At 71.8% G+C, this 25,371-nt stretch carries 24 protein-coding genes; 12 read left to right on the plus strand and 12 right to left on the minus strand.

Going from position 1 to position 25,371, the window contains the following annotated elements; translation table 11 throughout:
• Positions 1-40: 40 nt before the first annotated feature.
• The gene (locus tag ACFWU3_RS21435; protein WP_384439753.1) at positions 41-751 is read left to right on the plus strand and encodes a PhzF family phenazine biosynthesis protein; all 711 of its coding nucleotides are present in this window, start codon (positions 41-43) and stop codon (positions 749-751) included.
• Here ACFWU3_RS21435 and ACFWU3_RS21440 read toward each other — a convergent pair.
• Both ACFWU3_RS21440 and map read right to left on the minus strand, forming a co-directional pair.
• Entirely contained in the window at positions 741-1,391 is a 651-nt protein-coding gene (locus tag ACFWU3_RS21440; RefSeq protein WP_313946677.1) for a biliverdin-producing heme oxygenase, read from the minus strand. The two genes, ACFWU3_RS21435 and ACFWU3_RS21440, sit on opposite strands and share 11 nt — an antisense overlap.
• Positions 1,392-1,507: 116 nt before the next feature.
• Entirely contained in the window at positions 1,508-2,365 is an 858-nt protein-coding gene (gene map, locus ACFWU3_RS21445) for a type I methionyl aminopeptidase (protein ID WP_384439756.1), read from the minus strand.
• Between the two features lie 88 nt (positions 2,366-2,453).
• Here map and ACFWU3_RS21450 point away from each other — a divergent pair, with 88 nt between their 5' ends.
• On the plus strand, positions 2,454-2,672 hold the full coding sequence (locus tag ACFWU3_RS21450) for a hypothetical protein (protein ID WP_327684573.1): 219 nt from the start codon (positions 2,454-2,456) through the stop codon (positions 2,670-2,672).
• Positions 2,673-3,042: 370 nt separating this feature from the next.
• On the opposite strand, the gene ACFWU3_RS21455 is transcribed toward ACFWU3_RS21450, so the two are convergent.
• Positions 3,043-4,323: an MFS transporter gene (locus ACFWU3_RS21455; protein ID WP_384439759.1), complete on the minus strand. Its 1,281-nt coding sequence runs from the start codon at positions 4,321-4,323 to the stop codon at positions 3,043-3,045.
• Positions 4,324-4,385: 62 nt separating this feature from the next.
• On the minus strand, positions 4,386-4,991 hold the full coding sequence (locus ACFWU3_RS21460; protein WP_384439762.1) for a hypothetical protein: 606 nt from the start codon (positions 4,989-4,991) through the stop codon (positions 4,386-4,388).
• 95 nt (positions 4,992-5,086) lie between these two features.
• Here ACFWU3_RS21460 and npdG point away from each other — a divergent pair, with 95 nt between their 5' ends.
• Together npdG and ACFWU3_RS21470 are read left to right on the plus strand one after the other, a co-directional pair.
• Entirely contained in the window at positions 5,087-5,800 is a 714-nt protein-coding gene (gene npdG, locus ACFWU3_RS21465) for an NADPH-dependent F420 reductase (RefSeq protein ID WP_313946682.1), read from the plus strand.
• A 63-nt stretch (positions 5,801-5,863) separates the two neighbouring features.
• Positions 5,864-6,040, plus strand: a complete 177-nt coding sequence (locus ACFWU3_RS21470) for a hypothetical protein (RefSeq protein WP_327684576.1) — start codon at positions 5,864-5,866, stop codon at positions 6,038-6,040.
• A gap of 100 nt (positions 6,041-6,140) precedes the next feature.
• Here the strand turns inward: ACFWU3_RS21470 and ACFWU3_RS21475 are convergent, their stop codons facing one another.
• On the minus strand, positions 6,141-6,935 hold the full coding sequence (locus ACFWU3_RS21475; protein ID WP_384439765.1) for a site-2 protease family protein: 795 nt from the start codon (positions 6,933-6,935) through the stop codon (positions 6,141-6,143).
• 125 nt (positions 6,936-7,060) lie between these two features.
• Between ACFWU3_RS21475 and ACFWU3_RS21480 the strand changes: the two genes are divergently transcribed.
• Positions 7,061-10,423 carry a BTAD domain-containing putative transcriptional regulator gene (locus ACFWU3_RS21480; RefSeq protein ID WP_384439768.1) on the plus strand — a complete coding sequence of 1,121 codons (3,363 nt, stop codon included), beginning with the start codon at positions 7,061-7,063 and terminating at the stop codon, positions 10,421-10,423.
• A gap of 26 nt (positions 10,424-10,449) precedes the next feature.
• Here the strand turns inward: ACFWU3_RS21480 and ACFWU3_RS21485 are convergent, their stop codons facing one another.
• The 3 genes from ACFWU3_RS21485 to panB form a co-directional block, all read right to left on the minus strand.
• Entirely contained in the window at positions 10,450-11,298 is an 849-nt protein-coding gene (locus ACFWU3_RS21485; RefSeq protein ID WP_384439771.1) for an ABC transporter permease, read from the minus strand.
• A complete protein-coding gene (locus tag ACFWU3_RS21490; RefSeq protein ID WP_384439774.1) occupies positions 11,295-12,308 on the minus strand; it encodes an ATP-binding cassette domain-containing protein in 1,014 nt (337 codons plus the stop codon). The genes ACFWU3_RS21485 and ACFWU3_RS21490 overlap by 4 nt, the downstream gene beginning before the upstream one ends.
• A 190-nt stretch (positions 12,309-12,498) precedes the next feature.
• Positions 12,499-13,359, minus strand: coding sequence for a 3-methyl-2-oxobutanoate hydroxymethyltransferase (panB, locus tag ACFWU3_RS21495; protein WP_384439777.1), 861 nt, complete (start codon positions 13,357-13,359; stop codon positions 12,499-12,501).
• A 159-nt stretch (positions 13,360-13,518) separates the two neighbouring features.
• Between panB and ACFWU3_RS21500 the strand changes: the two genes are divergently transcribed.
• From ACFWU3_RS21500 to ACFWU3_RS21515, 4 genes are all read left to right on the plus strand, one after another.
• Positions 13,519-15,117 carry an MFS transporter gene (locus ACFWU3_RS21500; protein WP_384439781.1) on the plus strand — a complete coding sequence of 533 codons (1,599 nt, stop codon included), beginning with the start codon at positions 13,519-13,521 and terminating at the stop codon, positions 15,115-15,117.
• Between the two features lie 67 nt (positions 15,118-15,184).
• The gene (locus tag ACFWU3_RS21505; protein WP_384439784.1) at positions 15,185-15,898 is read left to right on the plus strand and encodes a TetR/AcrR family transcriptional regulator; all 714 of its coding nucleotides are present in this window, start codon (positions 15,185-15,187) and stop codon (positions 15,896-15,898) included.
• Positions 15,899-16,094: 196 nt separating this feature from the next.
• The gene (locus ACFWU3_RS21510) at positions 16,095-17,117 is read left to right on the plus strand and encodes an endonuclease/exonuclease/phosphatase family protein (RefSeq protein WP_384439787.1); all 1,023 of its coding nucleotides are present in this window, start codon (positions 16,095-16,097) and stop codon (positions 17,115-17,117) included.
• A 121-nt stretch (positions 17,118-17,238) separates the two neighbouring features.
• Positions 17,239-18,471: an MFS transporter gene (locus ACFWU3_RS21515; protein WP_384439790.1), complete on the plus strand. Its 1,233-nt coding sequence runs from the start codon at positions 17,239-17,241 to the stop codon at positions 18,469-18,471.
• Here ACFWU3_RS21515 and ACFWU3_RS21520 read toward each other — a convergent pair.
• Entirely contained in the window at positions 18,440-20,194 is a 1,755-nt protein-coding gene (locus ACFWU3_RS21520) for an NAD+ synthase (RefSeq protein WP_384439793.1), read from the minus strand. The two genes, ACFWU3_RS21515 and ACFWU3_RS21520, sit on opposite strands and share 32 nt — an antisense overlap.
• 216 nt (positions 20,195-20,410) lie before the next feature.
• Here ACFWU3_RS21520 and ACFWU3_RS21525 point away from each other — a divergent pair, with 216 nt between their 5' ends.
• Together ACFWU3_RS21525 and ACFWU3_RS21530 are read left to right on the plus strand one after the other, a co-directional pair.
• Entirely contained in the window at positions 20,411-21,253 is an 843-nt protein-coding gene (locus ACFWU3_RS21525; RefSeq protein WP_384439796.1) for an alpha/beta fold hydrolase, read from the plus strand.
• Positions 21,241-21,681 carry a DUF5990 family protein gene (locus tag ACFWU3_RS21530; RefSeq protein ID WP_384439799.1) on the plus strand — a complete coding sequence of 147 codons (441 nt, stop codon included), beginning with the start codon at positions 21,241-21,243 and terminating at the stop codon, positions 21,679-21,681. The genes ACFWU3_RS21525 and ACFWU3_RS21530 overlap by 13 nt, the downstream gene beginning before the upstream one ends.
• A 276-nt stretch (positions 21,682-21,957) precedes the next feature.
• Here the strand turns inward: ACFWU3_RS21530 and ACFWU3_RS21535 are convergent, their stop codons facing one another.
• From ACFWU3_RS21535 to ACFWU3_RS21545, 3 genes are read right to left on the minus strand one after another with little or no spacing between them, the layout of a single operon-like run.
• Positions 21,958-22,620 carry a DUF305 domain-containing protein gene (locus ACFWU3_RS21535; RefSeq protein WP_384439802.1) on the minus strand — a complete coding sequence of 221 codons (663 nt, stop codon included), beginning with the start codon at positions 22,618-22,620 and terminating at the stop codon, positions 21,958-21,960.
• Between the two features lie 5 nt (positions 22,621-22,625).
• Positions 22,626-23,267: a DUF3105 domain-containing protein gene (locus ACFWU3_RS21540; protein WP_384439805.1), complete on the minus strand. Its 642-nt coding sequence runs from the start codon at positions 23,265-23,267 to the stop codon at positions 22,626-22,628.
• A 57-nt stretch (positions 23,268-23,324) separates the two neighbouring features.
• Entirely contained in the window at positions 23,325-23,645 is a 321-nt protein-coding gene (locus tag ACFWU3_RS21545; RefSeq protein WP_384439817.1) for a hypothetical protein, read from the minus strand.
• A gap of 318 nt (positions 23,646-23,963) precedes the next feature.
• Here ACFWU3_RS21545 and glnA point away from each other — a divergent pair, with 318 nt between their 5' ends.
• Entirely contained in the window at positions 23,964-25,325 is a 1,362-nt protein-coding gene (gene glnA / locus ACFWU3_RS21550; RefSeq protein ID WP_340472770.1) for a type I glutamate--ammonia ligase, read from the plus strand.
• Positions 25,326-25,371 lie beyond the last annotated feature (46 nt).

The following is a 25,371-nucleotide window of genomic DNA, read 5'->3' on the forward strand; positions in this document are numbered from 1 at the left end:
CCGGTGCGGCCCTGTCGTACCGGGATGCTTGAATGCCGGGGTGAACGAACTCGACGTACTGGACGTGCTCCACGTCTTCTGCGGGGCCGACGGGGGCCATGGCAACGCCCTGGGAGTCGTACGCGACGCCCGGGCCTTCCCCGACCCGGCGTCCCGGCAGGCGCTCGCGGCCGAACTGGGCTTCAGCGAGACCGTGTTCGTCGACGACCCCGAGCGTGGGGTCGTGGACATCTACACCCCCGGCCTGAGGCTCCCGTTCGCCGGGCATCCGCTCGTCGGAGTGGCCTGGCTGCTCGACCTGGAGGCGGTGACCCCTTCCGGCGGGGAGACCCCTGTGGTGGGCGAGGTGTGGGCGCGCAGCGACGGCGAGTTCACCTGGATCACCGCCCGTGCCGAATGGGCCCCGCCGCGCATGCTGCGGCAGTACGCCTCACCGGCCGAGGTGGACGCGCTGCCCGCGCCGCCGCCCGGTGAGGGCTGGCTCTACGCCTGGGCCTGGGAGGACGAGGCCGCGGGGCGGGTCCGGGCCCGCGGCTTCCCCCGGCGGGACGACGGCATCGTGGAGGACGAGGCGACCGGCGCGGCTGCCCTGCTGCTCACCGACAGCCTCGGCCGCGCGCTGAACATCACGCAGGGTCGCGGGTCGCAGATTCTGACGGCCCCCGGCCCCGACGGGACGATCGAGATCGGCGGGCGGGTGCGCCTCGCGACGCCCGTGCCGGCCGCCCGCCGGATCTCGCTCATGCGCTGAGCGGGAACTCCTCGCCCAGTTCGCGGAAGACGGCGCCGTTGAAGTCGAAGGCCCGCTTGCACTCCTCGACGATCCGCTTCTTCTCCAGTTCGTCGGCGTTCACCGCGTCCAGCAGTTCGCGGTAGCCGCGCTTGAAGGCGGCAGGGTTGTCGATCTGCTCGAAGACGTAGAACCGGACCCCGTCGCCCTTGCGGGCGAAGCCCCAGGTCTTCTCGGCCCGGTCGCGGATGATCTGGCCGCCGGAGAGATCCCCGAGGTAACGGGTGTAGTGGTGCGCGATGTACCCGGCGGGCCAGGTGCGGGCGCACTCCTCGACCCGGGCGGCGTACGCCTCGGTCGCGGGCAGCGGAGCGGCGCCCGCGCGCCAGTCGGCGCCGCGCAGATGCGCGAGGTCGCGCTCCAGCGCGGCGGTGCGCATCAGCTCCGGGCGGATGAAGGGTCCTGCCACCGGGTCGTCCTCCAGCGCGCCCGCGGCACCTTCCAGTGCCCGGTACACGAACCAGAGCTGCTCGGTGTAGCGCGCGTAGGCCTCGACGCCCAGCCGGCCGCCGAGCAGATCGCTCATGAAGGGCGAGGTCTCGGCCTCGGTGTGCTGCTCGTGCGAGGCAACACGGATGAGTGTCGAGAATGGCGTGTCCAAGGCGGACCTCCGGGGGACCGATGGGGACGGGAACCGGTTATGATCCTGCTACTTAGGCTTACCTAAGTCAACCAGTTCCCGACGACCTGTCGGTAAAACGCTACCCCCGAACGGCGTCAGGGCAACGTGAGGATTTCGGCGCCGCTCTCCGTGACCACCAGTGTGTGCTCGAACTGCGCGGTCCGCTTGCGGTCCTTGGTCACCACGGTCCAGCCGTCGTCCCACATGTCGTACTCGTGGGTCCCCAGCGTGAGCATCGGCTCGATGGTGAACGTCATGCCCGGCTGCATCACGGTCGTCGCGTGCTGGGCGTCGTAGTGCGGAATGATCAGGCCGGAGTGGAACGAGGAATTGATCCCGTGGCCGGTGAAGTCACGGACCACTCCGTAGCCGAAGCGCTTGGCGTACGACTCGATGACCCGCCCGATGACATTGACCTGGCGGCCCGGCTTCACGGCCTTGATGGCCCGGTTGAGGGACTCCCGGGTCCGCTCCACGAGCAGCCGCGACTCCTCGTCGACGTCGCCGCAGAGATAGGTGGCGTTGTTGTCGCCGTGCACACCGTCGATGTACGCCGTGACGTCGAGGTTCACGATGTCGCCGTCGCGCAGGACGGTGGAGTCGGGGATCCCGTGGCAGATCACCTCGTTGACCGAGGAGCACAGCGACTTGGGGAAGCCGCGGTAGCCGAGCGTGGACGGATAGGCGCCGTGGTCGCACATGAACTCGTGCGCGACGCGGTCCAGTTCGTCGGTGGTCACACCGGGGGAGATGTGCTTGGCGGCCTCCTCCATCGCCTGTGCGGCGATACGGCCCGCGACGCGCATCCGCTCGACGGTGTCGGCGTCCTGCACCTCCGGCCCGGTGTACGGGGTCGGCGCGGGCTTTCCGACGTACTCGGGGCGCCGGATGGCGCCGGGGACGGAGCGGGTGGGGGAGAGCTCGCCTGGTACGAGCAGCGACTGGCCAGACATGCCGCGAGTCTAACCGGGGCCCGGAACACCTCCCCGGGCGTAGGGGGACGTCCTTGGGGCAGCATGGCGTCAGAGGAAGGAGCCGACGATGGCCCTGTTCAAGAAGCGTACGGCCGGCAAACCGGGCGAGTGGTTCTACTGCCTGGAGCACAAGAAGGTCGAGGAGGGCCCGGAGTGCCCCGCGAAGGACCGCTTCGGCCCGTACGCGAGCCGTGAGGAGGCGACTCACGCGATGGAGACGGCGCGCGAGAAGAACCTCGAATGGGAGAACGATCCGCGCTGGCACGACGCGCCGCGGGGGGAGTAGCGGCCCCGTGGCCGCACCTGTGGTGCCGGGCAGGTTGCGCCCGTCCGGCGAGGGAGGACACGGCCGGGCGGGGCGTGCGGGCACTCGTAGGTGCGGGTTGTTCGCGGGGCTCTGCCCCGGGCCCCGCGCCTCAATCGCCGGCGGGGCTGGGTTTGCGTGGGCGGTGAGCGCAGGGCCCCGCGGGGTGGGCGCGTACCCGTGGGTGCGGGTTGTTCGCGGGGCTCTGCCCCGGGCCCCGCGCCTCAATCGCCGGCGGGGCTGAATATGGCCGCATGTGCGACCCGTCCGGCGGGGATGGATGTGCCCGGTGCTCGATGAGGCGGCCCGGGTGGTGGGCGCGTACCCCCGGGCGCGCGCCCGTGCGTGAAGGTCACGCCTTCGTCAGCGCCTCCTGCTGCGCGCGGCGGCGCAGCGCGTCCTCGTCCGTCGAGGCGTCGTACGTGATCAGCTTCGGGAGTACCGCGGCCAGCAGGCCGACCGAGGCCACGCAGGCCACGCCGCCTGACCAGATCGCCGCTCGTGTGCCCGTCCAGCCCGCCATCGCGCCCGCGCGGACCTGGCCCAGCTGCGGGCCGACGCTGTACGACAGCACCTCTATCCCCGCGAGCCGTCCCCGCAGCTCCTCCGGGATCGTCTGGTTCCAGATCGTCGAGCGGCCGAGGCCGCTGAGCATGTCGCCCGCACCCGCGAACGCCAGGCACAGCAGGACCAGCCACACGTTCGAGAACCATCCCGCGGCCGCGATCGCCAGGCCCCAGGCCGCCGCGCCGAACACCACGAACAGGCCGTGCCGCCGCACACGTGAGGTCCAGCCGCTCGTCATGCTCAGGGCCAGTGAGCCGACCGAACCCGCCGCGTACATCAGGCCGAGCGACCACTCCGCGTCCAGGTCGTCCGCCAGGAACGGGAAGATCGTGTTCGGGAAGGCGAAGAACATCGCGGCCAGGTCGATCGCGTACGTCCCCAGCAGCACCGGGCGGGACCACGCATAGCGCGCGCCCTCCGCGATGCCCCGCAGCGACGGCTTCTGGGCGTCGTGTGCGGCCGGGGCCGGTGCCAGACGCAGGCAGAGCACCACGGACACCGCGAACCCGGCGACCGTGACGCCGTACGCGGTGGCGTGGCCCGCGTAGGCCACCACCAGACCCGCCAGCGCGGGACCCGCGATCGCGCCCAGCTGGTAGCGCAGGGCGTTCAGCGCGGCCGCCGCAGTCAGCTGGTCGTGCGGGACGATGCGGGCCATCAGCGAGTCGAGCGCCGGTCGTTGCAGACCCGCCAGCGCCGAGACACCCGCCGCGACCAGGTACAGCGGCCACAGCATCGGGTCCGGAAGCATCGCGTTCACCAGCAGGACGACCGCCAGCACTCCGAGCCCGGCCTCCGTGCCGAGGATCAGCTTCCGGCGGTCGGCCGAGTCCGCGAGCGCCCCGCCGTAGAGGCCGAACACCACGAGCGGCACCAGTTCCACCGCGCCCATCACGCCCACCGCGAGCGGTGATCCGGTCAGGTCCTTGATCTGGAGCGGCAGGGCGATCATCGCCATGAAACTGCCGAAGTACGTGACCACGCCCTGCACCCACAGGAGGCGGAAGTCGCGGGACGAGCGCCACGGCGAGAGGTCGGGCAGCAGCGCGGAGAGCTTGGAGGTCACAGGAGGCCATGTTCCGGGCGGCCGGTAGCCTGCGGCAACCGGATTTCCTGTGAGGCGGCGGACTACCAGCGAGGCGGCGGTGGCGAGGTCAGCTGGTCAGCGAGCCGCGAGAGCCGGTCCCGCAGGCTCCGCCGGCCACGCGCCACCGGCAGGCTGTTCTCTCCGGCCGCCGCGCTCACCAGATGCTGCACGGTGTCCAGATCGACCTCGTCCGCGGCCGCCGCGACCGTCAGCGCCTCGTGCGCGAGACCGTGCACCTCCGGATCCCCGCCGTCCAGGGCCAGCACCGTCGCACCCGCCCGCCGCGCGTCGTGCACCCGTTCCAGCAGCTCCGCCTCCGGCTGCCCCGGCGCGACCACCAGCAGCGTCTCGCCGCGCCGCGCCGCCTCCAGCCGGCCGAGCCCCACCGCGAGCTGCGGCGGGTCCCCGGGCCGTACCCGGTGGCGTACCAGCGTCGGCGTCAGTTCCGGCTGCCCCGACCACGCGGCCTCGTCGACCAGATGCGCCGCGAGGTGCCAGGGCTCGTACGCCTCGGTCCCCACCAGCAGCAGCCCACCGCCCTGCGGGACCACGGACGACCGCAGGACCCCGGCGAACCGCCGGGTCGCCGCCGGCCACTCGGTTCCCGCGAGGACTTCGCGCAGCAGCGCGACGCGTACGGCATCCATGGCCCCGCATCCTGCCCGACACCCCGCGCCGGCGGGCGCGCTTCGGTGCGGCTCACCCGTTCGTGAGCCCGATACCAGCAAGTAAGGTCGGCTGCATGACTTCTACTGACAACGCAGGCACGGCGCCGAAGCCCGCGGCCAAGGACCCCTGGGACCTCCCGGACGTGTCCGGCCTGGTCGTCGGCGTGCTCGGCGGCACCGGGGACCAGGGGCGCGGTCTCGCCTACCGCCTCGCCCGGGCCGGGCAGAAGGTGATCATCGGATCCCGCGCGGCGGAGCGCGCCGAGACCGCCGCCGCCGAACTGGGCCTCGGCGTCGAGGGGGCGGACAACGCGGAGTGCGCGCGCCGCAGTGACGTGGTGATCGTGGCGGTGCCGTGGGACGGGCACGCCAAGACGCTCGAGACCCTCCAGAAGGAGCTCGCGGGCAAGCTGGTCGTCGACTGCGTCAACCCGCTCGGCTTCGACAAGAAGGGCGCCTACGCGCTCAAGCCGGAGGAGGGCAGCGCCGCCGAGCAGGCCGCCGCACTGCTGCCGGACTCCCGGGTGACCGCCGCGTTCCACCACCTGTCCGCGGTGCTGCTCCAGGACGAGTCGATCGAGGAGATCGACACCGATGTGATGGTGCTGGGCGAGTCGCGCGAGGACACCGACATCGTGCAGGCGATCGCGGCACGCATCCCGGGCATGCGCGGAGTGTTCGCGGGCCGGCTGCGCAATGCCCACCAGGTCGAGTCGCTGGTCGCCAATCTGATCTCGGTGAACCGGCGCTACAAGGCACACGCCGGGCTGCGCGTCACCGACGTGTAGTCGCGCGCGGGGCATGGGGGACACTGGGCGGGACGAATCACCCCCCGACAGGAGCCGTACCCCATGCCCCGCCTCGCTCTCTACGCCCTCATCTTCTGCGTGCTCGCCGTCGTGGCGGCCGTGGTCTCGTTCGTGCAGGGCAGCTGGCTCGGGATCCTCTGGGTGCTGATCGCCGGCCTCACCTCGAACATGGCCTGGTACTACTTCCGCCGGGCGAAGGCGGAGCGCGCCGCCCGCTGACCCGTAGCCGCCCGCCGCACGCCGATCCCCGGCCGCACGCCGATCCCCGGCCGCACGCCGATCCCCGGCGCGGCCCCCGGCCGTCCCTGCCCCGCCTCCGTCACGCCGGGCAGAGCTCGGGCGTCCCCTGCCAGAAGCGGTAGTAGTCCAGCCCGCAGCCGGCGAACCCCGTCTCGACGCCGAGCCCGCGCAGGATCGCGTCGACCGCGTCGAAGAACAGCCCGTTCACCTCGGGGATCCACAGCAGACCGAACACCGCGATCAGCCCGAACGGCGCGAACGGTTCCACCTGCCGGCGAAGCTTGTACGAGAGCCAGGGCTCGATCACGCCGTAGCCGTCGAGGCCCGGCACCGGCAGGAAGTTCAGGATCGCCGCGGAGACCTGGAGCAGCGCGAGGAACCCCAGCGCGTACTGGAACACCGGCGGCACGCCGTCCAGTGCGTCCAGCCAGAACGGGGCGGTGCAGGCGACCGCGAACAGGACGTTCGTCAGCGGCCCCGCGGCCGAGATCAGGCTGTGTTTCCAGCGGCCGTGGATGCGGTTCCGCTCGATGAAGACCGCGCCGCCCGGCAGACCGATACCGCCCATGATCACGAACAGCACCGGCAGCACGATGCTCAGCAGCGCATGTGTGTAGACGAGGGGGTTGAGGGTGAGATACCCCTTCGTCCCGATGGAGATGTCACCGCTGTGCAGCGCGGTACGGGCGTGCGCGTACTCGTGGAGACAGAGCGAGACGATCCACGCCGAGGTGACGAACAGGAACACCGCGAGGCCCGTGCTCGCGGAGAACTCCGTCCACACCGCCCAGCCGGTCACCGCCATCACGGCGACGATGCCCAGGAAGACGGGACTGATGCCCCGGCCGCTGTGGCGGGAGGTGGCGGTGGTCATGTGTGCGGCTCCTGGGGATGCGGGGGCGTGCGGTCGACCGTACCGGTGACGGACACAGAACGTTCCGGGAAGGCCCGGGGGTTCCTGCGGCACGGGTCCGCGGGCGCGGCAGGGACAATGGGCGGGTGCGCTTCTCGCTACTCGGCACCACTCAGGCATGGCAAGACGACGGAACACCCGTCGCGCTCGGCGGTGCGCGGCTGCGGACGCTGCTGACCGTCCTGGCGCTGCGGCCCGGTCGCACGGTCCCCGTCACCACCCTCGTGGACGAGGTGTGGGACGGCGATCCGCCGGCGGACGCGGTCGGCGCGGTCCAGGCGCTCGTGGGCCGGCTGCGCCGGGTGCTGGGCCGCGACGCGGTCGCCTCACCCGAGGGCGGCGGCTACCGGCTGTGCGCCGACGGGGACGACGTGGACCTGCACCGCTTCGACCGGCTGGCGGGGGAGGGGGCGCGGGCGCTGGAACGCGGCGACCCGGTCAAGGCCGCGGCCCTCCTCGACGACGCCCTCGCGCTGTGGCAGGACCCGGTGCTCGCGGACCTGCCCGCCCGCGCGGCCGAATCGGCCCGCTGGGAGGCCCGCCGTCTGGACGCCCGGCGCACCCGTCTCGCGACCGCGCTGGCCCTCGGCCGCGCCGAGGAGGCGCTGCCTGAGCTGGTGGCGCTCTGCGAGGACCATCCGATCGACGAGTCGCTCCAGGCGCTGCGGCTGCGCGCCCTGCGTGCCACGGGCCGCCCGGCGGAGGCACTGGCCGCGTACGACACGGTGCGCAGATCCCTCGCCAACCGTCTGGGCGCCGATCCCGGGCCCGAACTGCGCTCCCTGCACGCGGAGTTGCTGGCGGATCCGGCCGCCGGCACGGCTCCCGCGCAGACGGCGGGCACCGGGCGGCCGGCCGCCGACGGTACGGACACCGGGCCCGTGCGCGACGCGGGCAACCTCCGCGCACGGCTCACCTCCTTCGTCGGCCGCGACGCCGACATCGACGCCATCCGCCAGGACCTCGGCGCCGCCCGGCTCGTCACCCTCCTCGGGCCCGGCGGGGCCGGGAAGACACGGCTGTCGCAGGAGGCCGCCGAGCATGCCGCGCCGCACATGGCGTGGCCCGACGGCGTCTGGATGGCCGAACTCGCCCCCGTGGACGACCCCGACAACGTGCCGGACGCCGTTCTCACCGCCCTCGGTGGACGCGAGACCGTGCTGCGCGGCGCCGGTGCGGAGGAGCTGCGGGCCGCCGAGCGGCACGGCGACGATCCGCTCGTCCGCCTCGTCGAGCACTGCTCGCACCGCCGCATGCTGCTGCTTCTCGACAACTGCGAGCATGTCATCGAGGCCGCCGCCGTGCTCGCCGAGCGGCTGCTCCAGCACTGCCCCGGCCTCACCGTGCTCGCCACGAGCCGGGAACCCCTCGGTGTTCCGGGCGAGTTGGTGCGACCGGTGGACCCGCTGCCCGATCCGATGGCGCTGCGGCTCTTCGCGGACCGCGGCACGGCCGCCCGCCCGGGCTTCCGGATCGAGGACGACCAGGCGGCGGCCGCGGAGATCTGCCACCGTCTCGACGGACTTCCGCTGGCCATCGAACTGGCCGCGGCCCGCCTGCGTATGCTCACCCCGCGGCAGATCGCCGACCGTCTCGACGACCGCTTCCGGCTGCTGACCGGCGGCAGTCGCACCGTCCTGCCGCGCCAGCAGACCCTGCGCGCCGTCGTCGACTGGTCCTGGGACCTGCTCGACGACGCCGAACGGACCGTCCTGCGGCGGCTGTCGGTCTTCGCCGGCGGCTGCGACCTGGCCGCCGCCGAGGCGGTCTGCGCCGACCCGGAGGACGCCGGCCCGGACGGCGCCCGGCCCGGTGCCCGTCCGTCCCACCCCGGTGACGTCGCCGACAGCCTAGGATCCCTCATCGACAAGTCACTCGTGGTCGCCGCCCCCGCCGCGGACGGCCTGATGCGCTACCGGCTCCTGGAAACCGTGGGGGAGTACGCCGCCGAGCGTCTCGACGAGGCCGGCGAGCGGGCCGCCGTGGAGTGCCGCCACCTCGTCCACTACCGGGAGGTGGCCCGGACGACGGACCCGCTCCTGCGCGGCCCGGACCAGCGGGCCGCCATCGACCGCTTCGAGCGCGAGTACGAGAACCTGCGCACCGCCATGCGCCGGGCCGTCGCCGCCCGCGACGAGCAGGAGGCGCTGCACGTCGTCCTCTCGCTGGCCTGGTACTGGCAGATGCGGGACCTGCGTTCGGAGGCCCGGCACTGGGCCTCCGCCGCCGGTGCGCTCGGCCCGGATCCGTTCCTGCCGCCGGCCGAGGTCGCGCCCCCGGTCTTCGAACGGTTCACGGACGCCCCGCCGCCCATGGGGCCCGAACTGCTCCAGGAGGCCCGGCGCTGCGTCGCGCTCATGCGCATGGTCTTCATGAACCACGACCTCGACGCGTGGACCACCCCCGAGGCCATGGACTGGCTGCGCAGCGTCACCCGGGTCTATGCCCCCGGCCTGCCGCAGACCTGCCGCTCGCCCGGCGCGCTGTGGTTCTTCGCCGTCCTGATGACCGGTGACATCAACAGTCTGAAGACGCTGCTGGACGAGACCGTCAGCGCCTGCCGCGCCTACGGTTACGAGTGGGAGCTCGCCGCCGCACTCCAGAACCGCGCCAACGTCCTGGCCAACCGCACCCATTGGGCCGGCGACGCGACCCGTGACGCCGACGAGTCGCTGGAGATCTTCGTCCGGCTCGGTGACGCCTGGGGCGCGGCCGAGTCGCTCTCGGCGCGCGGTGAGGCCCAGGAGCGGCGCGGCGAGTACACGGGCGCCGCCGAGGACTTCCGCGCGGCCATCGGATACGCCGAACGGATCGGCGCCCAGGCGCAGGTGGCGGTCCTGCGGTGCCGGCTCGCGGGGATCATGATGGAGATCGGCGAGGGCGAGCAGGGCGAGCGGATCATCCGTGAGGTCCTCGCCGAGAACCGCGGTCTGGAGAACGAATCGAGAGCCGTCGCCCGGCTCTTCCTCGCCCTGCGGCTCGGCAGCACCGGCCGCAGCGAGGAGGCGCGGGTCGAGATCGCCCATCTGATGGAGCAGTTCCGCTCCAACACCCTGGCCATTTTCGAGGGCATGGTGATCGGGTTCGTCGCCTGGCTCGATCTCGTCGACGGCTTCTACCCCAAGGCGGTGGAAGGCGCGCGCACGGCGCTGGGGCGGGCACGGGACCCGCTGAGCATGATGGTCGCCCCTCAAATGGTCTCCATGCACCTGGTGACGGCCGCCAGGGCGGTCGCGCTGAACCGGCCGGAACGGTCGGCGGACGCGGCCCGGGTGCTCGCGGTGGCCGACGCCCAGCTGCCGCCCCGTCACTTCGCGGCCCTGCACGAGCGGGAGAACCGCGCCGAATGCGAGACGGTTCTGCGCGGACAGCTCGGCGACGAGGGCTACGAGCGCGCCTACGCCGAGGGCGACGGCCTCACGCTGGACGAGGCCGTCGCCCTGATCTGACCCGCCGGCCGCCCCGGCCGCCGGGCTCAGGTCTTCTTGCGGAACTTGGCGACCGCGAGCGGCGCGGTCACCACCGTGATGGCGGCGGCCCAGGCGAGTGTCATCCACACCGAGTGGGCGACCGCACCGCCGTTGATCAGGGCCCGTGCCGCGTCCGCGAGATTGGACAGCGGGTTGTAGTCGGTGAAGCTCTCCAGCCAGCCGGGCATCGTCGTCGGCGGGGCGAAGATCGACGACCCGAACTGGAGCGGCATCAGTACGAGCATGGCCACTCCCTGGACGGCCTGCGCCGTCTTCATGGTGAGACCGAGCAGAATGAAGATCCACATCAGCGAGGCGCCGAAGACCGTGGACAGACCGATCGCCGCGAACAGGTGCAGCACCGAGGTCTTGATCTCCAGGCCGAGCGCGAAGCCCATGCCGAGCAGGATCGTGGTGGCGACCAGCATCCGGCCGACCTCGACGACGATTTTGGCGATGAGCACCGAGGACCGTGCGATGGGCATGGACCGGAAGCGGTCCATCACGCCCTTCTTGAAGTCGTCGTTGACACCGGTGCCGACGGCCATGGCGATGTTCATCCCCATCATGGCCATCAGGCCGGGGATCACGTAGTTGACGTACGCGTCCTGGTTGCCCTTGCCGGAGATCGCGCCGCCGAAGACGTACACGAACAGCAGCGTGAAGATGATCGGCATGAGGACGGCGTCGAACATCGACTCCGGGTCCTGCTTGATCTGGAGCGCGTTGCGGCGCACCAGCGCACCGATGTGGCGCAGATTGCCGCGCAGGCCGATCCGGCCCTCGCCGGCCGGCGCCTCGGGGCGTCGGGCGGGCGCCTCGGTGGGCGCGGGGGTGGCAGTTGCCGTGCTCACGCGGCGACCTCCTCTTCGATCGTGTCGGACACGGACGTCTTCTCGCCCGTGATGGCCAGGAACACCTCGTCCAGGCTGGGCAGATGGGTGCCGATGTGGGCGATGCCGAAGCCGTGCGAGCCCATCACGCCGACGACGGCGGTCAGTTGGGCGTCGCTGAGGATCGGCACGTACAGCAGGCCCTCGTCGGGCACCACCGTGGCGCCGGAGACGCCGTCGAGTCCGGCCTCGGCGAGGACCCGCGCCATCGCGGGCAGCTGGGCGGGGTCGGACGGGCGGATCTGCAGGGTGCGCCCGCCGACCTTGGCCTTGAGCTCGTCCACCCGGCCGTTGGCGATGACCCGCCCGCGGTCGATGACCGTGAGCTCGTTCGCGAGCTGCTCGGCCTCTTCCATGTACTGGGTGGTGAGCAGGACGGTCGCCCCCTCCGCGACCATCCGCTGCACCTCGTCCCAGACCTCGTTGCGGGTCCGGGGGTCGAGTCCGGTCGTCGGCTCGTCCAGATAGAGCACGGCCGGCTGCCCGATCATCGAGGCGGCGAGGTCGAGACGCCGGCGCATACCGCCGGAGTACTGCATCGCGGGCCGCTTCGCCGCGTCGGTGAGCGAGAAGCGCTCCAGCATCTCGTCGGCGCGCTGCCGGGCGGCCCTGCGCGGCAGATCGAGCAGCCGCCCGATCATGTAGAGGTTCTCCCAGCCGGACAGCTTCTCGTCGACCGAGGCGTACTGACCGGTGAGTCCGATGGTGCGGCGCAGCTGCCGCGGCTGCTTCACCACGTCGTAGCCCGCCACGACGGCCGTACCGGCGTCGGGGGTGACGAGGGTGGAGAGGCAGCGTACGAGTGTGGTCTTGCCAGCGCCGTTGGGTCCGAGCACACCGAGCACGGTGCCCTCGCGGACGTCCAGGTCCACCCCGTCCAGCGCCTTGGTCTCGCCGTAGTGCTTGACCAGCCCCCGCACCTCGACGGCGTTGTCCTTGCCGCCGTCAGGGTTCTTGTCGATTCGCGTCATGGCGTCAACAATGCCGGGTCCCACCGACAGCCCGCCGACAAGCCGCCGACACCTTGTCGACGGCCGCACGACGGCCGGTGTCCGACTGCTCGGGGGAGAGGCCGGTTCACGCGCGCGCTTTCTGACGTGAGCATGCCGACAGCCCGCCGACGGGGGAAGATCGGCGGGCTGTCGTCTGTGCCGGGAGTGGCTAGTGGAAGGTGTGCTCTTCCTGCGGGAACGCGCCGCCGACGACGTCGTCGGCGAAGGCCTTCGCGGCGTCGCCGAGCGTCCGGCGCAGATCGGCGTACTGCTTGGTGAAGCGCGGCACCTTGCCGCCCGTGAGGCCCGCCATGTCCGTCCAGACGAGGACCTGGGCGTCCGTGTCGGGGCCGGCGCCGATGCCGATCGTCGGGATGTGCAGGGACCGGGTGACCTCGGCGGCCAGCTCCGCGGGGACCAGTTCGAGGACGACCGCGAAGGCGCCGGCGTCCTGCGCGGCCTTGGCGTCGCGCAGCAGCCGGTGGGCCGCCTCGTCGCCGCGGCCCTGCACCCGGTAGCCCATGGTGTTCACGGACTGCGGGGTCAGGCCCAGGTGGGACATCACGGGGATGCCGGACTCGACGATCAGCTCGGTCTGCGGCAGCGAGCGCTCGCCGCCCTCCAGCTTGACCGCGCCGACACCCGCCTCCTTGACCAGTCGGGTGGCGTTGCGCAGGGCCTGGACGGGCCCTTCCTGGTACGAGCCGAACGGGAGGTCGCCGACGACGAGGGCGCGGCTGGTGCCCCGGACGACCGCCGCGGCGAGCAGCGTCATCTCGTCCATGGTGACCGGCACGGTGGTGTCGTAGCCGAGGTGGGTGTTGCCCATGGAGTCACCGACGAGCATCACGGGGATGCCGGCCTCGTCGAAGACGGAGGCGATCATCGCGTCGTAGGCGGTGAGCATGGGCCACTTCTCGCCGCGTTCCTTGGCGGCGGTGATGTCGTGGACCGTGATGCGGCGAGTGCCCTTGCCGCCGTACAGCGCCTTGCTGCTGTCGGTGGGCTTCTGGGCAGCCTGAAGCGTCATGGCTAACGGCTCCTTCGTCATCTCGAGGCGCCCTGACGGCGTCCCCGGATCAGCTCCATGGTGGCACCTCGTGCCGTGCGGACGGAAGGGGAGGGGGCCGGTCGGGTGTCGGCCTGCCATACGAGACGATTTCGTATCGAAATGGGATATTCTGCGCCGATGGCCACACCGCCGGGTCGTGTCGCACCCTCTGTCCCCGAGATCGTCCACCGTCGACGCTGGGCGATCCTCACCGTCCTGACGTTCAGCATGCTCATCGTGGTGCTGGACAACTCGATCCTGAATGTGGCGGTCAAGACGATCGCCACCCCCGCGCCCACGGGCATCGGCGCCACCCAGAGTGAGCTGGAGTGGGCCATCAACGCCTACACGCTCGTCTTCGCCGGCCTCCTCTTCACCGCCGGCCTGGTCGGCGACCGGCTCGGGCGCAAGAACGTGCTGCTCCTCGGTGTCCTGGTGTTCGGCACGGGCTCCGCGCTCGCCGCCTTCTCCGCCACCCCCTCGGAACTCATCGTCTACCGGGCGATCATGGGCCTCGGCGCCGCCTTTGTGATGCCTGCCACGCTCGCCGTCCTGATGAACGTCTTCGAGCGCGACGAGCAGGCCCGGGCCATGGGGATCTGGACGGGCAGCGTGGGCGTCGCCATCGCCATCGGCCCGTTCACCGGCGGAGTGCTCCTGGAGCACTTCTGGTGGGGCTCGATCTTCCTGATCAACGTTCCCGTGGTGATCGTCGCGCTGGTCACGATGGCGATCCTGGTGCCCGACTCCAAGGACCCGAATCCCGGCCGTCTCGACCCCGTCGGTGTGCTGCTGTCCATCGTCGGCCTGGTGCTGCTGGTGTACGGCATCATCCGCGGCGGAGAGCTCGCCGACTTCACCGCGGCGTCCGTGCTGCTCCCGCTGGTCGGCGGCCTCGTCGTGCTGGCCCTCTTCGTCCTGTACGAGAAGCACATCGACCACCCGGCGCTGGACATCTCCTGCTTCGCCAAGCCGGCCTTCTCCGCGGCGATCGCCGCCATGGCGCTGGTGTTCTTCGCGGTGATGGGCGTGACGTTCTTCTCCGCCTTCTACCTCCAGAGCATCCGCGGCTACAGCCCGCTGCGCGCCGGCATGCTCGTACTGCCGCTCGCCGTCGCCCAGGTGGTGTTCGCCCCCCGGGCCCGCCTCGTCGTCGACCGGTTCGGCGCCCGTCCCGTCTGTGCCGTCGGCATGGTGATGGTCGCGGCCGGACTCGCGGCCTTCGTGTTCTTCGACGCGTCCACGCCCCTGTGGGTCGTCGAGTTCATGCTGTTCGTCCAGGGCGTCGGAATGGCGCACATCATGCCGCCGGTCACGCTGTCGGTGATGCAGGCGCTGCCCCGCGAGAAGGCCGGCTCCGGCTCCGCGGTCAACAACACCTTCCGCCAGGTCGGCGGAGCGCTCGGCGTCGCCGTCCTCGGCTCGCTGCTGTCCACGCGCTACCGCAGCGAGATCGAGGGGCACCTGCTGAGCGTTCCGGCGGACGCGCGGAGCGCGGCCGGGGAATCGATCGAGGCCACCCTCGGCGTGGCGGACACGATGGGTCCGGCGGGCAGGGCGCTCGTCGGCCCGGCGCAGCACGCCTTCCTCGACGCCATGCATCTCACAGCGGCCTGCGCGGCGACGGTGGCCGTCGCGGGAGCGGTCGTCGTGGCGCTCTTCCTGCCGGGCAGGGCCCCGGCCCGGCCCGCCCCCGAGCCCGACGCGCTGCCCGAGCGGGAGGGCGCCGGACGCTGACCCGCGGCCCGGCGGCGATCGGACGGCTGCGGCCCGGCGGCGCCGACCGAAAGGCGCCGAACAGGCGGTGACGACAGTGAGAGGCGGTGCGGAGATGCCCGTGCAGGACGAGCAGGCGCGCCCCGGCCGGGCGTCCCCCGGCTCCCCGCGCGCCGCGAGTCACGCCGAACCCCGCACCGCCGGCGGCTCCGCGCCCGTGGCCCGCCGCGGCAGGCCACGCAGCGAGGCCGCCGAACGGTCGATCATCGAGGCCGTGGTGACCCTCCTGGAGGAGGGCCTGCCGCTCTCCGAACTCTCCGTGGACCGCATCGCCCGCACCGCCGGCGTCGGCAAGGCCACCCTCTACCGCCGCTGGGAGAACAAGGAAGCGCTGTTCGTCGAGGTCGTCCGCTCCTTCGAACCAGCGGACCCGCCGCTGCCCGGCACGTCGGTACGGGACGACCTGGTCGCGATGGTGGAGACCGTGCGCCGCCGCGGACTGGCCAGAGGATCCTCGGCCCTGCTGCTCAACGTCCTCGCCCAGATGCAGAGTTACCCCCGGCTCTGGGACATGTACCACCGTATGTCGGTGGCACCTCGGCGCCGCCGGATGGACGAAGTGCTGCGCCGGGGCGTCGAGATGGGGGAGATCCGTGACGACATCGACCTCGGTCTGCTCGGCGACCTGTTCCTCGGCCCGATGCTCGTGCGGACCGTGCTGCGGTCCGACCGGACACCGGGCCCGGGCAGCGCGGAAGAGATAGTCGACGCGGTGCTCGCGGGGGTCCGCGGGCCCGTATGACACGGCGCGCCGAGGAGTTGCCCGAAGTGTGCGTGTTCTGTCACAGCGCCCCAACCTGGCCCGATACCAGGAACCCCGCGGGCCGCGCTGTCGTCTCCGAAACAGTACGGCCGCCCCGGGGTGGCAGGGAAAGTACCGTCATCGCCTAGTGTCGACGCCGAGGCTGGTGTGACGGCAAGGCAGTGAGGACAGCTCCATGGTGCAGGCGTACAAGACGGAGACCGGGAACGGCGGCCCGGGGGACCGGTTCACCTCATCCCGGGTCCGGCGCCTCCTGGAGCGCTGGCGCGGGGACAGCGGCATCTGGCGGCGCGGCCTTCTGCTCGCGTCGTGCGCCGTGGTGATCGCGCTGCTGATGATCCTGCACGCGCAGATGCCCAACAGGATCGGCAACCTCGGCAGTCTCGCGGAGACGTTTCTTCCGTGGCTGGGAGTCTTCATCCCGGTGATCCTCGTCGCCGCCGTGTGGCGGCGTTCGGCCACCGCGCTGATCGCCCTGCTGCTCCCGACCATCGTGTGGCTGAACCTCTTCGGCGGGCTGCTGACCGACAAGTCGGTCGCCGGCGGGGATCTGACGGTCGCCACGCACAACGTGAACGCTGACAATCCGGACCCCGGGGGCACCGCCCAGGAGGTGGCCGCCTCGGGCGCGGACGTCGTGGCGCTCCAGGAACTGCCCCAGGGGCAGGTCTCCACCTACGAGGAAGCGCTCGCGGGGACGTACAAGTACCACTCGGTGCAGGGCACGGTCGGCCTGTGGAGCAAGTACCCCATGAGCGACACCTCGCCCGTCGACATCAACATGGGCTGGACGCGCGCGATGCGCTCCACCGTGCAGACCCCGCAGGGCGCGGTCGCGGTGTACGTGGCCCACATGCCCTCGGTACGGGTGAAGCTGAACGCCGGCTTCACCGCCAACCAGCGTGACAACAGCGCCGACGCGCTCGGCATGGCGATCGCCCGCGAGCCCGTCGACAGGGTCGTGCTGCTCGGCGACCTCAACGGGACGATGAACGACCGCTCGCTGAAGGCCATCACCTCGCAGATGCGCTCCACCCAGGGAGCGGCCGGGGACGGCTTCGGGTTCAGCTGGCCGGCGTCGTTCCCGATGGCGCGCATCGACCAGATCATGGTGCGGGGGATCGACCCGGTCTCGTCGTGGACGCTGCCGCAGACGGACAGCGACCATCTGCCGATCGCGGCGCGGGTCAGGTTCTGACCGCTGTCCGCGGGGCCCGCCCGGGTCCCCGGACCGAAACCCGGCGTTCACCCCGGGGGACCCAGCTCGTGAGACCCTTTGTTCAGTAAAGGAACTTACGCGTTGTGAAAGGCCCACCCCCATGCCCCTGGCGCTGCTCGCGCTTGCCGTCTCCGCCTTCGGCATCGGCACCACAGAATTCGTGATGATGGGCCTGCTGCCCAACGTCGCCGACGACCTCGGCACCTCCGTCCCCACCGCGGGGTATCTCGTCTCCGCGTACGCGATCGGCGTCGTCCTCGGCGCGCCCCTGCTCACGGCCGTCGGCTCACGCATCCCGCGCAAGAAGATGCTGCTGCTCCTGATGGCGCTCTTCGTCGTCGGCAACCTCGCCTCCGCGCTCGCCCCCGGCTTCGGCTGGCTGGTCGCGGGCCGGGTGCTCGCCGGGCTTCCGCACGGGGCGTTCTTCGGCGTCGGCGCCGTCGTCGCCGCGCGGCTGGTCGCCGACGGGCGGCAGGCGCGCGCCGTGGCCACGATGTTCCTCGGCCTCACCGTCGCCAACATCGTCGGTGTGCCCGCCGCCACCCTGCTCGGCCAGCACCTCGGCTGGCGCGCCACCTTCCTCGTGGTCACCGTGATCGGCCTGGTCGCCATGGTGGCGCTCGCCCGGCTCGTCCCGCGGATACCCGTGGACGACCATCAGAGCCTCGGCCGGGAGATGCGCGCCCTCGGCAACCGCCAGGTGCTCCTCGGCCTGCTCACCGCCGTCTTCGGCTTCGCGGGCGTGTTCGCCGTCTACTCCTACCTGGCCTCGATGACCACCGAGGTCATGGGCTTCGGCGAGTCCTCCGTCACCCTCGTCCTCGCGCTGTTCGGCATCGGTATGACCCTCGGCGCGCTCGCCGCGGGACCGCTCACCGACCGGGCGCTGCGCCCCACGCTCTACGGATCGCTCGCCGCCCTCGCGATCGTGCTGGTGGCCTTCCGCTTCACCGTGCACCACCAGGCGGCCGCCCTGGTCACCGTCGTCGTCCTCGGCGCGGTCGGGTTCATGACCACCACCCCGCTGCAGATGCTGGTGATGAACAAGGCCAAGGACGCCCCGACCCTGGCCTCCGCCTCCAACCACTCCGCGTTCAACCTCGCCAACGCGGGCGGCGCCTGGCTCGGTGGCGCGGCCATCGCGGCGGGCTGGGGCTGGACATCCCCGATGCTGGTCGGCGCCGTGCTCGCGGTGGCCGGCCTGGGCATCGCCGCGGCCGCCGGACTGCTGGACCGTACGCCGAAGGGGACCTCCCGGGTCGTCGCCGCGGGAAGCCCCCCTCCGTCCGGACAGCGCGAGGTCAGCCCGTCGTCTCGCGCCAGCGGTTCGTGATCGGCAGCCGTCGGTCCTTGCCGAAGCCCTTGGCCGAGATCTTGGTGCCCGGCGGGTACTGACGCCGCTTGTACTCCGCCGTGTCCACCATCCTCAGTGTCTTCGCGACCAGCTCCTCGTCGAACCCGGCCGTGACGATGGCGTCCTTGCCCTGGTCGCGGTCCACGTACATCGCGAGGATCCGGTCCAGCACGTCGTAGTCCGGCAGCGAGTCGGTGTCGACCTGGCCGGGGCGCAGCTCCGCGCTCGGCGGCTTGCTGATCGAGGCCTCCGGGATCGGCGCCACCTGACCACGCTCCTCGGCGGCGCGGTTGCGCCATCGCGCGAGCCGGAACACGGTCGTCTTGTAGACGTCCTTGATCGGCCCGTAGGCGCCGACCGAGTCGCCGTACAGCGTCGAGTACCCCACCGCCAGCTCGGACTTGTTGCCCGGCGCGAGCACGATGTGACCCTCCTGGTTGGACAGGGCCATCAGCATCGTGCCGCGCAGCCGTGACTGGAGGTTCTCCTCGGCCAGGCCGGTGAGGGCGAGCGAGCCCATGTACGCGTCGAACATCGGCTCGATCGACACCGTGCGGAAGTTGAGCCCCGTGCGGCGGGCCAGCTCGGCCGCGTCGCCCTTGGAGTGGTCCGAGGAGTACTTCGACGGCATGGAGACGCCGTACACGTTCTGCGCGCCGAGCGCGTCGCACGCGATCGCGGCGACGAGCGCCGAGTCGATACCGCCCGACAGCCCGACCAGCACCGAACGGAATCCGTTCTTGGCCGCGTACGCGCGCAGGCCCACGACCAGCGCGGAGTACACCTCCTCGTCGTCCTCCAGGCGCTCGGCGTACCCGCCCGGCACCTCCGCCTCGTACGCGGGCAGCGGCTCCTCGGAGATGACGACGTGGTCGATCCGCAGCCCGTCGTCCACCACTCCCGACGGCACCTCGCCCGCGGCCGGCAGCTCCAGGTCGAGGACGACGCAGCCCTCCGCGAACTGCGGTGCACGCGCGACGACTTCACCCCGCGCGTCGACCACGATCGAGTCGCCGTCGAAGACCAGCTCGTCCTGCCCGCCGATCATCGCGAGGTACGCGGTGGTGCAGCCGGCCTCCTGGGCGCGCTTGCGCACCAACTCCAGCCGGGTGTCGTCCTTGTTCTGCTCGTACGGCGAGGCGTTGATGGAGACCAGCAGCCCGGCACCGGCGGAACGGGTGGCCGGCACCCGCCCTCCGTCCTGCCAGAGGTCCTCGCAGATCGCGAGCGCGACGTCGACGCCGTGCACGCGGATCACCGGCATCGTGTCGCCGGGCATGAAGTAGCGGAACTCGTCGAAGACGCCGTAGTTGGGCAGATGGTGCTTGGCGAACGTCAGCACCACCTCGCCCCGGTGCAGCACGGCGGCGGCGTTCCGCGGCGCTCCCGCCGGCTGGCCGTACTTCGGCTGGGCGTGCTCGGCTCGGTCGAGAAAGCCGAGGATCACGGGCAGTTCGCCGAAGCCCTCGTCGTCGAGCCGCACCGCGAGTGCCCGCACGGCGGCCCGGGACGCCTCCACGAAGGACGACCTCAGGGCCAGGTCCTCCACGGGGTAGCCGGTCAGCACCATCTCGGGGAAGGCGACGAGGTGCGCCCCTTGCTCGGCGGAGTGCCGGGTCCAGTGCACGATCGCCTCGGCGTTGCCGGTGAGGTCGCCGACGGTCGAGTCGATCTGATTCAGAGCGAGACGTAGTTGAGGCACGCGGCCCAGTGTAATCGTCTTACTGACGCGATGTCCTGCGGGAGGAAGAGATGCGCCGGGGCGCGGGGGTGAGGTGCACAACGTCGTGCCGTTGGTGGAACACCGGCCGCGCCCGCGCGCCCGCGCGGCCCGAGGGGCCGGCCGGCCGCCGCCCGTGGCAGGCTGGCGGGAAACTCACGTGCCGTCATCGGCAGGGGCGGGGAGAGGCGGGGCGCAGTGACGTTCGTACGGGTGGGCGGGGTGGCGCACCATGTGGTCGTCGAGGGCAGCGGCCCGGTCTGCGTCCTGAGCGCCGGCCTCGCCATGAGCTGGTTCGACTGGGACCCCGTCGTGCCCCTCCTCGCACCGCACCGCACCGTCGTCCGCTTCGACCGGCCGGGCCACGGGCTCAGCGCCCCCGCCACCGTGCCGCCCTCGGCCGCCGGCGAGGCCCACCGCATCGCGGGCCTGCTCGACGCGCTCGGGACGGACGGGCCCGTGACGGTGGTGGGCCACTCGATCGCCGGGTTCCACGCCGAGTCCTTCGCCCGGCTCCACCCCGCCCGCACCGCGGCCGTCGTCCTCGTCGACTCCAGCATCGAGGAGGGTGCGCGCAGACCGGCCGCGCCCGCCGTGCGCACCGCGGTCACCGGCGCCGTCGGCAGGGCGCTGGGAGCCCTCGGCGTACCGGCCGCCCTCGGCCCGGCGACCCGGCGCGCGGCCGTACGGCTGTCCCGCACGGGCGGCGGCGACCCGGCACCCGCGGATCTCGTACGGCGCTGCTACGGCACCTCGCGCGTCCTGCGCGGCGCGCTGCTGGAGAACACCCACTACCGCGCGGTCGCCGCCGAACTCCTCGACCTGCGCGAGCGGTACCCCCTGCCGGAGGTACCGGTCACCGTGCTCGCCGCCGACGCTGCGGGGAGCCGCTGGACGGCGCGGCAGCGGGCGTTCGCCGATCTGCTCGGCGCCCGATTCCAGGAGGTCGCGGCCGGTCATCTGATGATGCTCGACCGGCCGGACGCGGTGGCCGCGGCCGTACGCGGCACCGACCAGGAGGCCCCGGCATGGCACGGCTGACTCTGCGGATCACGGGCCGCGAACTGCCCGGCAGCGTGTGCGGCGACTACCGCGACGTCCATGTGGGCACCCAGCGCGGCCGCGAGCCGGACCAGTTGGTGCGGGCGGACGCGGCCGAGGCGGTGTTCCGCATCCCGGTCGAGACGGTCGAGGCCGCCGACGGGTCGGCCGACTTCCGCGGCCCCCATGTCCAGGGGCGGCGCGGGGAGCGCTTCGTCTATCTGACGTGGGGCGAGCTTCCGGACGGCGGTGCGTTCGCGATGTTCCGCCGGGCCAAGTTCTTCCTCGCCGATCTGCCGGAGGGGGCGGCCGCCGGTGGCACGGCGGAGACCGTGCTCGGCCTGACGGACAGCTGCGGGATGCCGCTCTGCGCGGCGGTCCGCCCGCCCCGGATCACCTGGCGGCTGACGGGGGCGGACGGACACTGACGCTGGCGGGGCCGCAGGCGGGGGAGCGGGCGCGGTCAGGCCCGCGGTGACGCGCGGGTTCGGCGTCGGTGCGGGCCGGACGGACCTGCCGCGGCGGCCCGGCCCGAGCGGCCCGGCCGTCCGGTACGGACCAGGCCGACGCATACCGAAGGCATCCGCGCGGCCGGCCGGTACGGAAGGCATCCGCGCGGCCGGCCCGTACCGAAGGCATCCGCGCGGCCGGCCGGTACCGGACCAGGCCAGGTCGTACCGAACCCACCCGCGCGGGCCGGGTGTTCAGGATCGGGCGTCCGCGCCCCGCTTGTGCAGCAGGTCCACCATCAGGGCGACCTCCGACTCCTGCGCGGCGACCATGCCCGCCGCGAGGTCCCGTTCCGCACCGACCGTGCACAGCTCCACACAGCCCTTGGCCATGGAGATCCCGCCGTTGTGGTGGACGATCATCAGCTGGAGATACTCGATCTCGGCCTGCTTGCCCACGGCCTTGTCCAGCCGTTCCACATCCGCCTTCGTCGCCATACCCGGCATCAGCGAGCCGTCCTCGGCCTGATGACCGGTCCCGCCGTGGCCGCCGTGGCCGCCCTTCGCGTCGCCGGCCATCCAGGCCATCGGCTCACTGTCCGCCGTGACCTTCGGCAGGCCCCACAGATCCAGCCAGCCCAGCATCATGCCGCGCTGGTTGGCCTGGGTGTTGGCGATGTCGTACGCCAGCCGGCGGACCTCGTCGTCCTGCGTACCGTCGCGCACGATGAACGACATCTCCACCGCCTGCTGGTGGTGGACCGCCATGTCGCGCGCGAACCCGGCGTCCGCCGAATCCGCCGTCGGCGTCGCGGCCGTGGCGGAGTCACCACCACCCGCGGAGGCCACCGTGGCGGCCCCCGCGAACAGCAGCGCCAGGACGACCGCCACGACGGCCGCCCAGTGCGTACGGGTCATACGGATCACTTGCCACTCAGACCGTTGGTGCACGCGGCGCCCGGCTCGGGCGTCTGCGGGCCCTGCACGTACTTGGTGAAGAACTGGCTCACGCGCTTGTCGCTCGCGCTGTCGACGGTGACCTGCTTGCCCCACGCGGAGATCATGATGGTGCCCGCCTGGTCCTTGACCGGGCTCATCATCGTGTACGGCGTCTTCTTCACCTTGTCGGCGAGCTTGCTGACCTCACCGGCCGGGGCCTTGTCGTTGTATGTCACCCACACGGCGCCGTGCTCCAGCGAGTGCACCGCGTTCACGTCGGGGACCGGCTCCGTGTAGACGTCGCCGTTGCAGTTCATCCAGACCTGGTTGTGGTCACCGCCGACCGGCGGCTTCATGGGGTAGGTGACGGCCTTGGCGACATGGTTGCGCCCGAGCTTCTTGGCGTCCCAGGACTTCTCGCCGGTGACCGGCGCCTTCGCCTCGGCGACCTGCTGGTCCTTCTTCTCGGACTCCTTGTTGAGGACGAAGACGCCGAAGCCGACCAGACCGGCCACGACGACACCGCTGATGGCGATCGTGATGATGCGCCCGCGGCGCTCGCGCGCCTGCTCGGCGCGGCGCATCTCCTCTATCCGGGCCCGGCGGTCGTTGGTGCGGGAAGCCATGATGTGTCGTCCTTCGTCAATGAAGTGATCAGTGGGGGCGGGGAGGTGCGGGACGGCTCAGGTCCGCAGCACCTGAAGGACGTGCAGGCTCGGAGCGCGGGGCAGCGCGGTGGCATGGGGAGGCCGGGCCGTGCCGGCCGGGCGGTCCAGCCGCGGCAGCTGCTCCTCCGCGGCCTGCGGAGGGTCGAGCGGCGGAGCCGTGAGCACGGCGGGGCTGACCATGGGCAGCAGCCCGCAGGCACCGTTGTCGTACGGGCACGAGTACGCGGCCACCGTCGTGTCCGGCACCGCGGTGTGATGGTCGGCCGACGCGCTCGGGCAGATGAAGAGCGCGCCGAGGAGCGTCGCCACGGCACTCAGCAGTGCCACGGGACGCATGGTGCGCGTGAGCCGAGGGCCCCCCATGGCCGCGATCGTAGCGAGCGGGGCGGCGCGCCGGAACGGGGGCTCCGTTCCCGGCCGCCGCGACCGACCGCTTCCGGCCCTTGCGACCGGCCGCTTCCGGCCTCCGCGGCGGCCCTCCCGCCGCGGCCGCGACCGCCGGAACACGCCCGCCACAGGTGAGAGGGGACTCAGGGTCGTCTCCCGGTGTGCCCTGACCCACAATGGGCTCAGCCCGGGTTCGCAACCTGCCTGAAACCCATGGGTGGGATGCTCGCGGTAGCAGGCGGCTTGACCAGCAAGGATTGGGTTGACATGGATAAGCAGCAGGAATTCGTGCTCCGTACGCTCGAGGAGCGCGACATCCGCTTCGTGCGCCTGTGGTTCACCGACGTACTCGGCTTCCTGAAGTCGGTCGCGGTGGCCCCGGCCGAGCTGGAACAGGCCTTCGACGAAGGCATCGGCTTCGACGGCTCCGCGATCGAGGGCTTCGCGCGCGTCTACGAGTCCGACATGATCGCCAAGCCCGATCCGAGCACCTTCCAGATCCTGCCCTGGCGCGCGGAGGCCCCCGGGACCGCCCGGATGTTCTGCGACATCCTGATGCCCGACGGGTCCCCGTCCTTCGCGGACCCGCGCTTCGTCCTCAAGCGCATCCTCGCGCGGACCTCGGACCTGGGCTTCACCTTCTACACGCATCCCGAGATCGAGTTCTTCCTGCTGAAGGACAAGCCGCTCGACGGGTCGCGCCCGGTGCCCGCGGACAACTCCGGCTACTTCGACCACACCCCCCAGAACGTCGGCATGGACTTCCGCCGGCAGGCGATCACCATGCTCGAATCGATGGGCATCTCGGTCGAGTTCAGCCACCACGAGGGCGCGCCGGGACAGCAGGAGATCGATCTGCGGTACGCGGACGCGCTCTCCACGGCGGACAACATCATGACCTTCCGCCTGGTCATGAAGCAGGTCGCGCTGGAACAGGGTGTGCAGGCGACCTTCATGCCCAAGCCGTTCAGCGAATACCCGGGCTCGGGCATGCACACCCACCTCTCGCTCTTCGAGGGCGACCGGAACGCCTTCTACGAGTCGGGCGCCGAGTACCAGCTCTCCAAGGTCGGCCGGTCCTTCATCGCGGGCCTGCTCACGCACGCGGCGGAGATCTCGGCCGTCACCAACCAGTGGGTCAACTCCTACAAGCGCATCTGGGGCGGCTCGGCCCGCAGCGCGGGCGCGGGCGGCGAGGCCCCCTCGTACATCTGCTGGGGCCACAACAACCGCTCGGCCCTGATCCGCGTCCCGATGTACAAGCCGGGCAAGACGGGCTCGGCCCGCGTGGAGGTCCGCTCGATCGACTCCGGAGCGAACCCGTACCTGACGTACGCGGTGCTGCTGGCGGCGGGCCTGAAGGGCATCGAGGAGGGCTACGAACTCCCGGCCGGCGCGGACGACGACGTCTGGGCGCTCTCGGACGCGGAACGCCGCGCGATGGGCATCGAACCGCTGCCGCAGAACCTGGGCGAGGCGATCTCGCTGATGGAACGCAGCGAACTGGTGGCGGAGACGCTGGGGGAGCATGTGTTCGACTTCTTCCTCCGCAACAAGAAGCAGGAGTGGGAGGAGTACCGCAGCGAGGTCACGGCCTTCGAACTGCGGAAGAACCTGCCGGTGCTGTAAGCGCGGGGCGGTCTCCCGCTCATGAGTCGGCTCCGGGCCGGTGGCC

It is taken from the genome of Streptomyces sp. NPDC058685, assembly GCF_042714725.1.
Classification (GTDB): Bacteria; Actinomycetota; Actinomycetes; order Streptomycetales; family Streptomycetaceae; genus Streptomyces.

What these genes read in the sequence shown, in the direction of transcription:
- map (WP_384439756.1), bottom strand. Translation starts at nt 2,365, where the DNA reads ATGTCTGGCCAGTCGCTGCTCGTACCAGGCGAGCTCTCCCCCACCCGC.
- ACFWU3_RS21450 (WP_327684573.1), top strand. Translation starts at nt 2,454, where the DNA reads ATGGCCCTGTTCAAGAAGCGTACGGCCGGCAAACCGGGCGAGTGGTTC.
- ACFWU3_RS21460 (WP_384439762.1), bottom strand. Translation starts at nt 4,991, where the DNA reads ATGGATGCCGTACGCGTCGCGCTGCTGCGCGAAGTCCTCGCGGGAACC.
- npdG (WP_313946682.1), top strand. Translation starts at nt 5,087, where the DNA reads ATGACTTCTACTGACAACGCAGGCACGGCGCCGAAGCCCGCGGCCAAG.
- ACFWU3_RS21470 (WP_327684576.1), top strand. Translation starts at nt 5,864, where the DNA reads ATGCCCCGCCTCGCTCTCTACGCCCTCATCTTCTGCGTGCTCGCCGTC.
- ACFWU3_RS21475 (WP_384439765.1), bottom strand. Translation starts at nt 6,935, where the DNA reads ATGACCACCGCCACCTCCCGCCACAGCGGCCGGGGCATCAGTCCCGTC.
- ACFWU3_RS21490 (WP_384439774.1), bottom strand. Translation starts at nt 12,308, where the DNA reads ATGACGCGAATCGACAAGAACCCTGACGGCGGCAAGGACAACGCCGTC.
- panB (WP_384439777.1), bottom strand. Translation starts at nt 13,359, where the DNA reads ATGACGCTTCAGGCTGCCCAGAAGCCCACCGACAGCAGCAAGGCGCTG.
- ACFWU3_RS21500 (WP_384439781.1), top strand. Translation starts at nt 13,519, where the DNA reads ATGGCCACACCGCCGGGTCGTGTCGCACCCTCTGTCCCCGAGATCGTC.
- ACFWU3_RS21510 (WP_384439787.1), top strand. Translation starts at nt 16,095, where the DNA reads ATGGTGCAGGCGTACAAGACGGAGACCGGGAACGGCGGCCCGGGGGAC.
- ACFWU3_RS21515 (WP_384439790.1), top strand. Translation starts at nt 17,239, where the DNA reads ATGCCCCTGGCGCTGCTCGCGCTTGCCGTCTCCGCCTTCGGCATCGGC.
- ACFWU3_RS21530 (WP_384439799.1), top strand. Translation starts at nt 21,241, where the DNA reads ATGGCACGGCTGACTCTGCGGATCACGGGCCGCGAACTGCCCGGCAGC.
- ACFWU3_RS21535 (WP_384439802.1), bottom strand. Translation starts at nt 22,620, where the DNA reads ATGACCCGTACGCACTGGGCGGCCGTCGTGGCGGTCGTCCTGGCGCTG.
- ACFWU3_RS21540 (WP_384439805.1), bottom strand. Translation starts at nt 23,267, where the DNA reads ATGGCTTCCCGCACCAACGACCGCCGGGCCCGGATAGAGGAGATGCGC.
- ACFWU3_RS21545 (WP_384439817.1), bottom strand. Translation starts at nt 23,645, where the DNA reads ATGCGTCCCGTGGCACTGCTGAGTGCCGTGGCGACGCTCCTCGGCGCG.
- glnA (WP_340472770.1), top strand. Translation starts at nt 23,964, where the DNA reads ATGGATAAGCAGCAGGAATTCGTGCTCCGTACGCTCGAGGAGCGCGAC.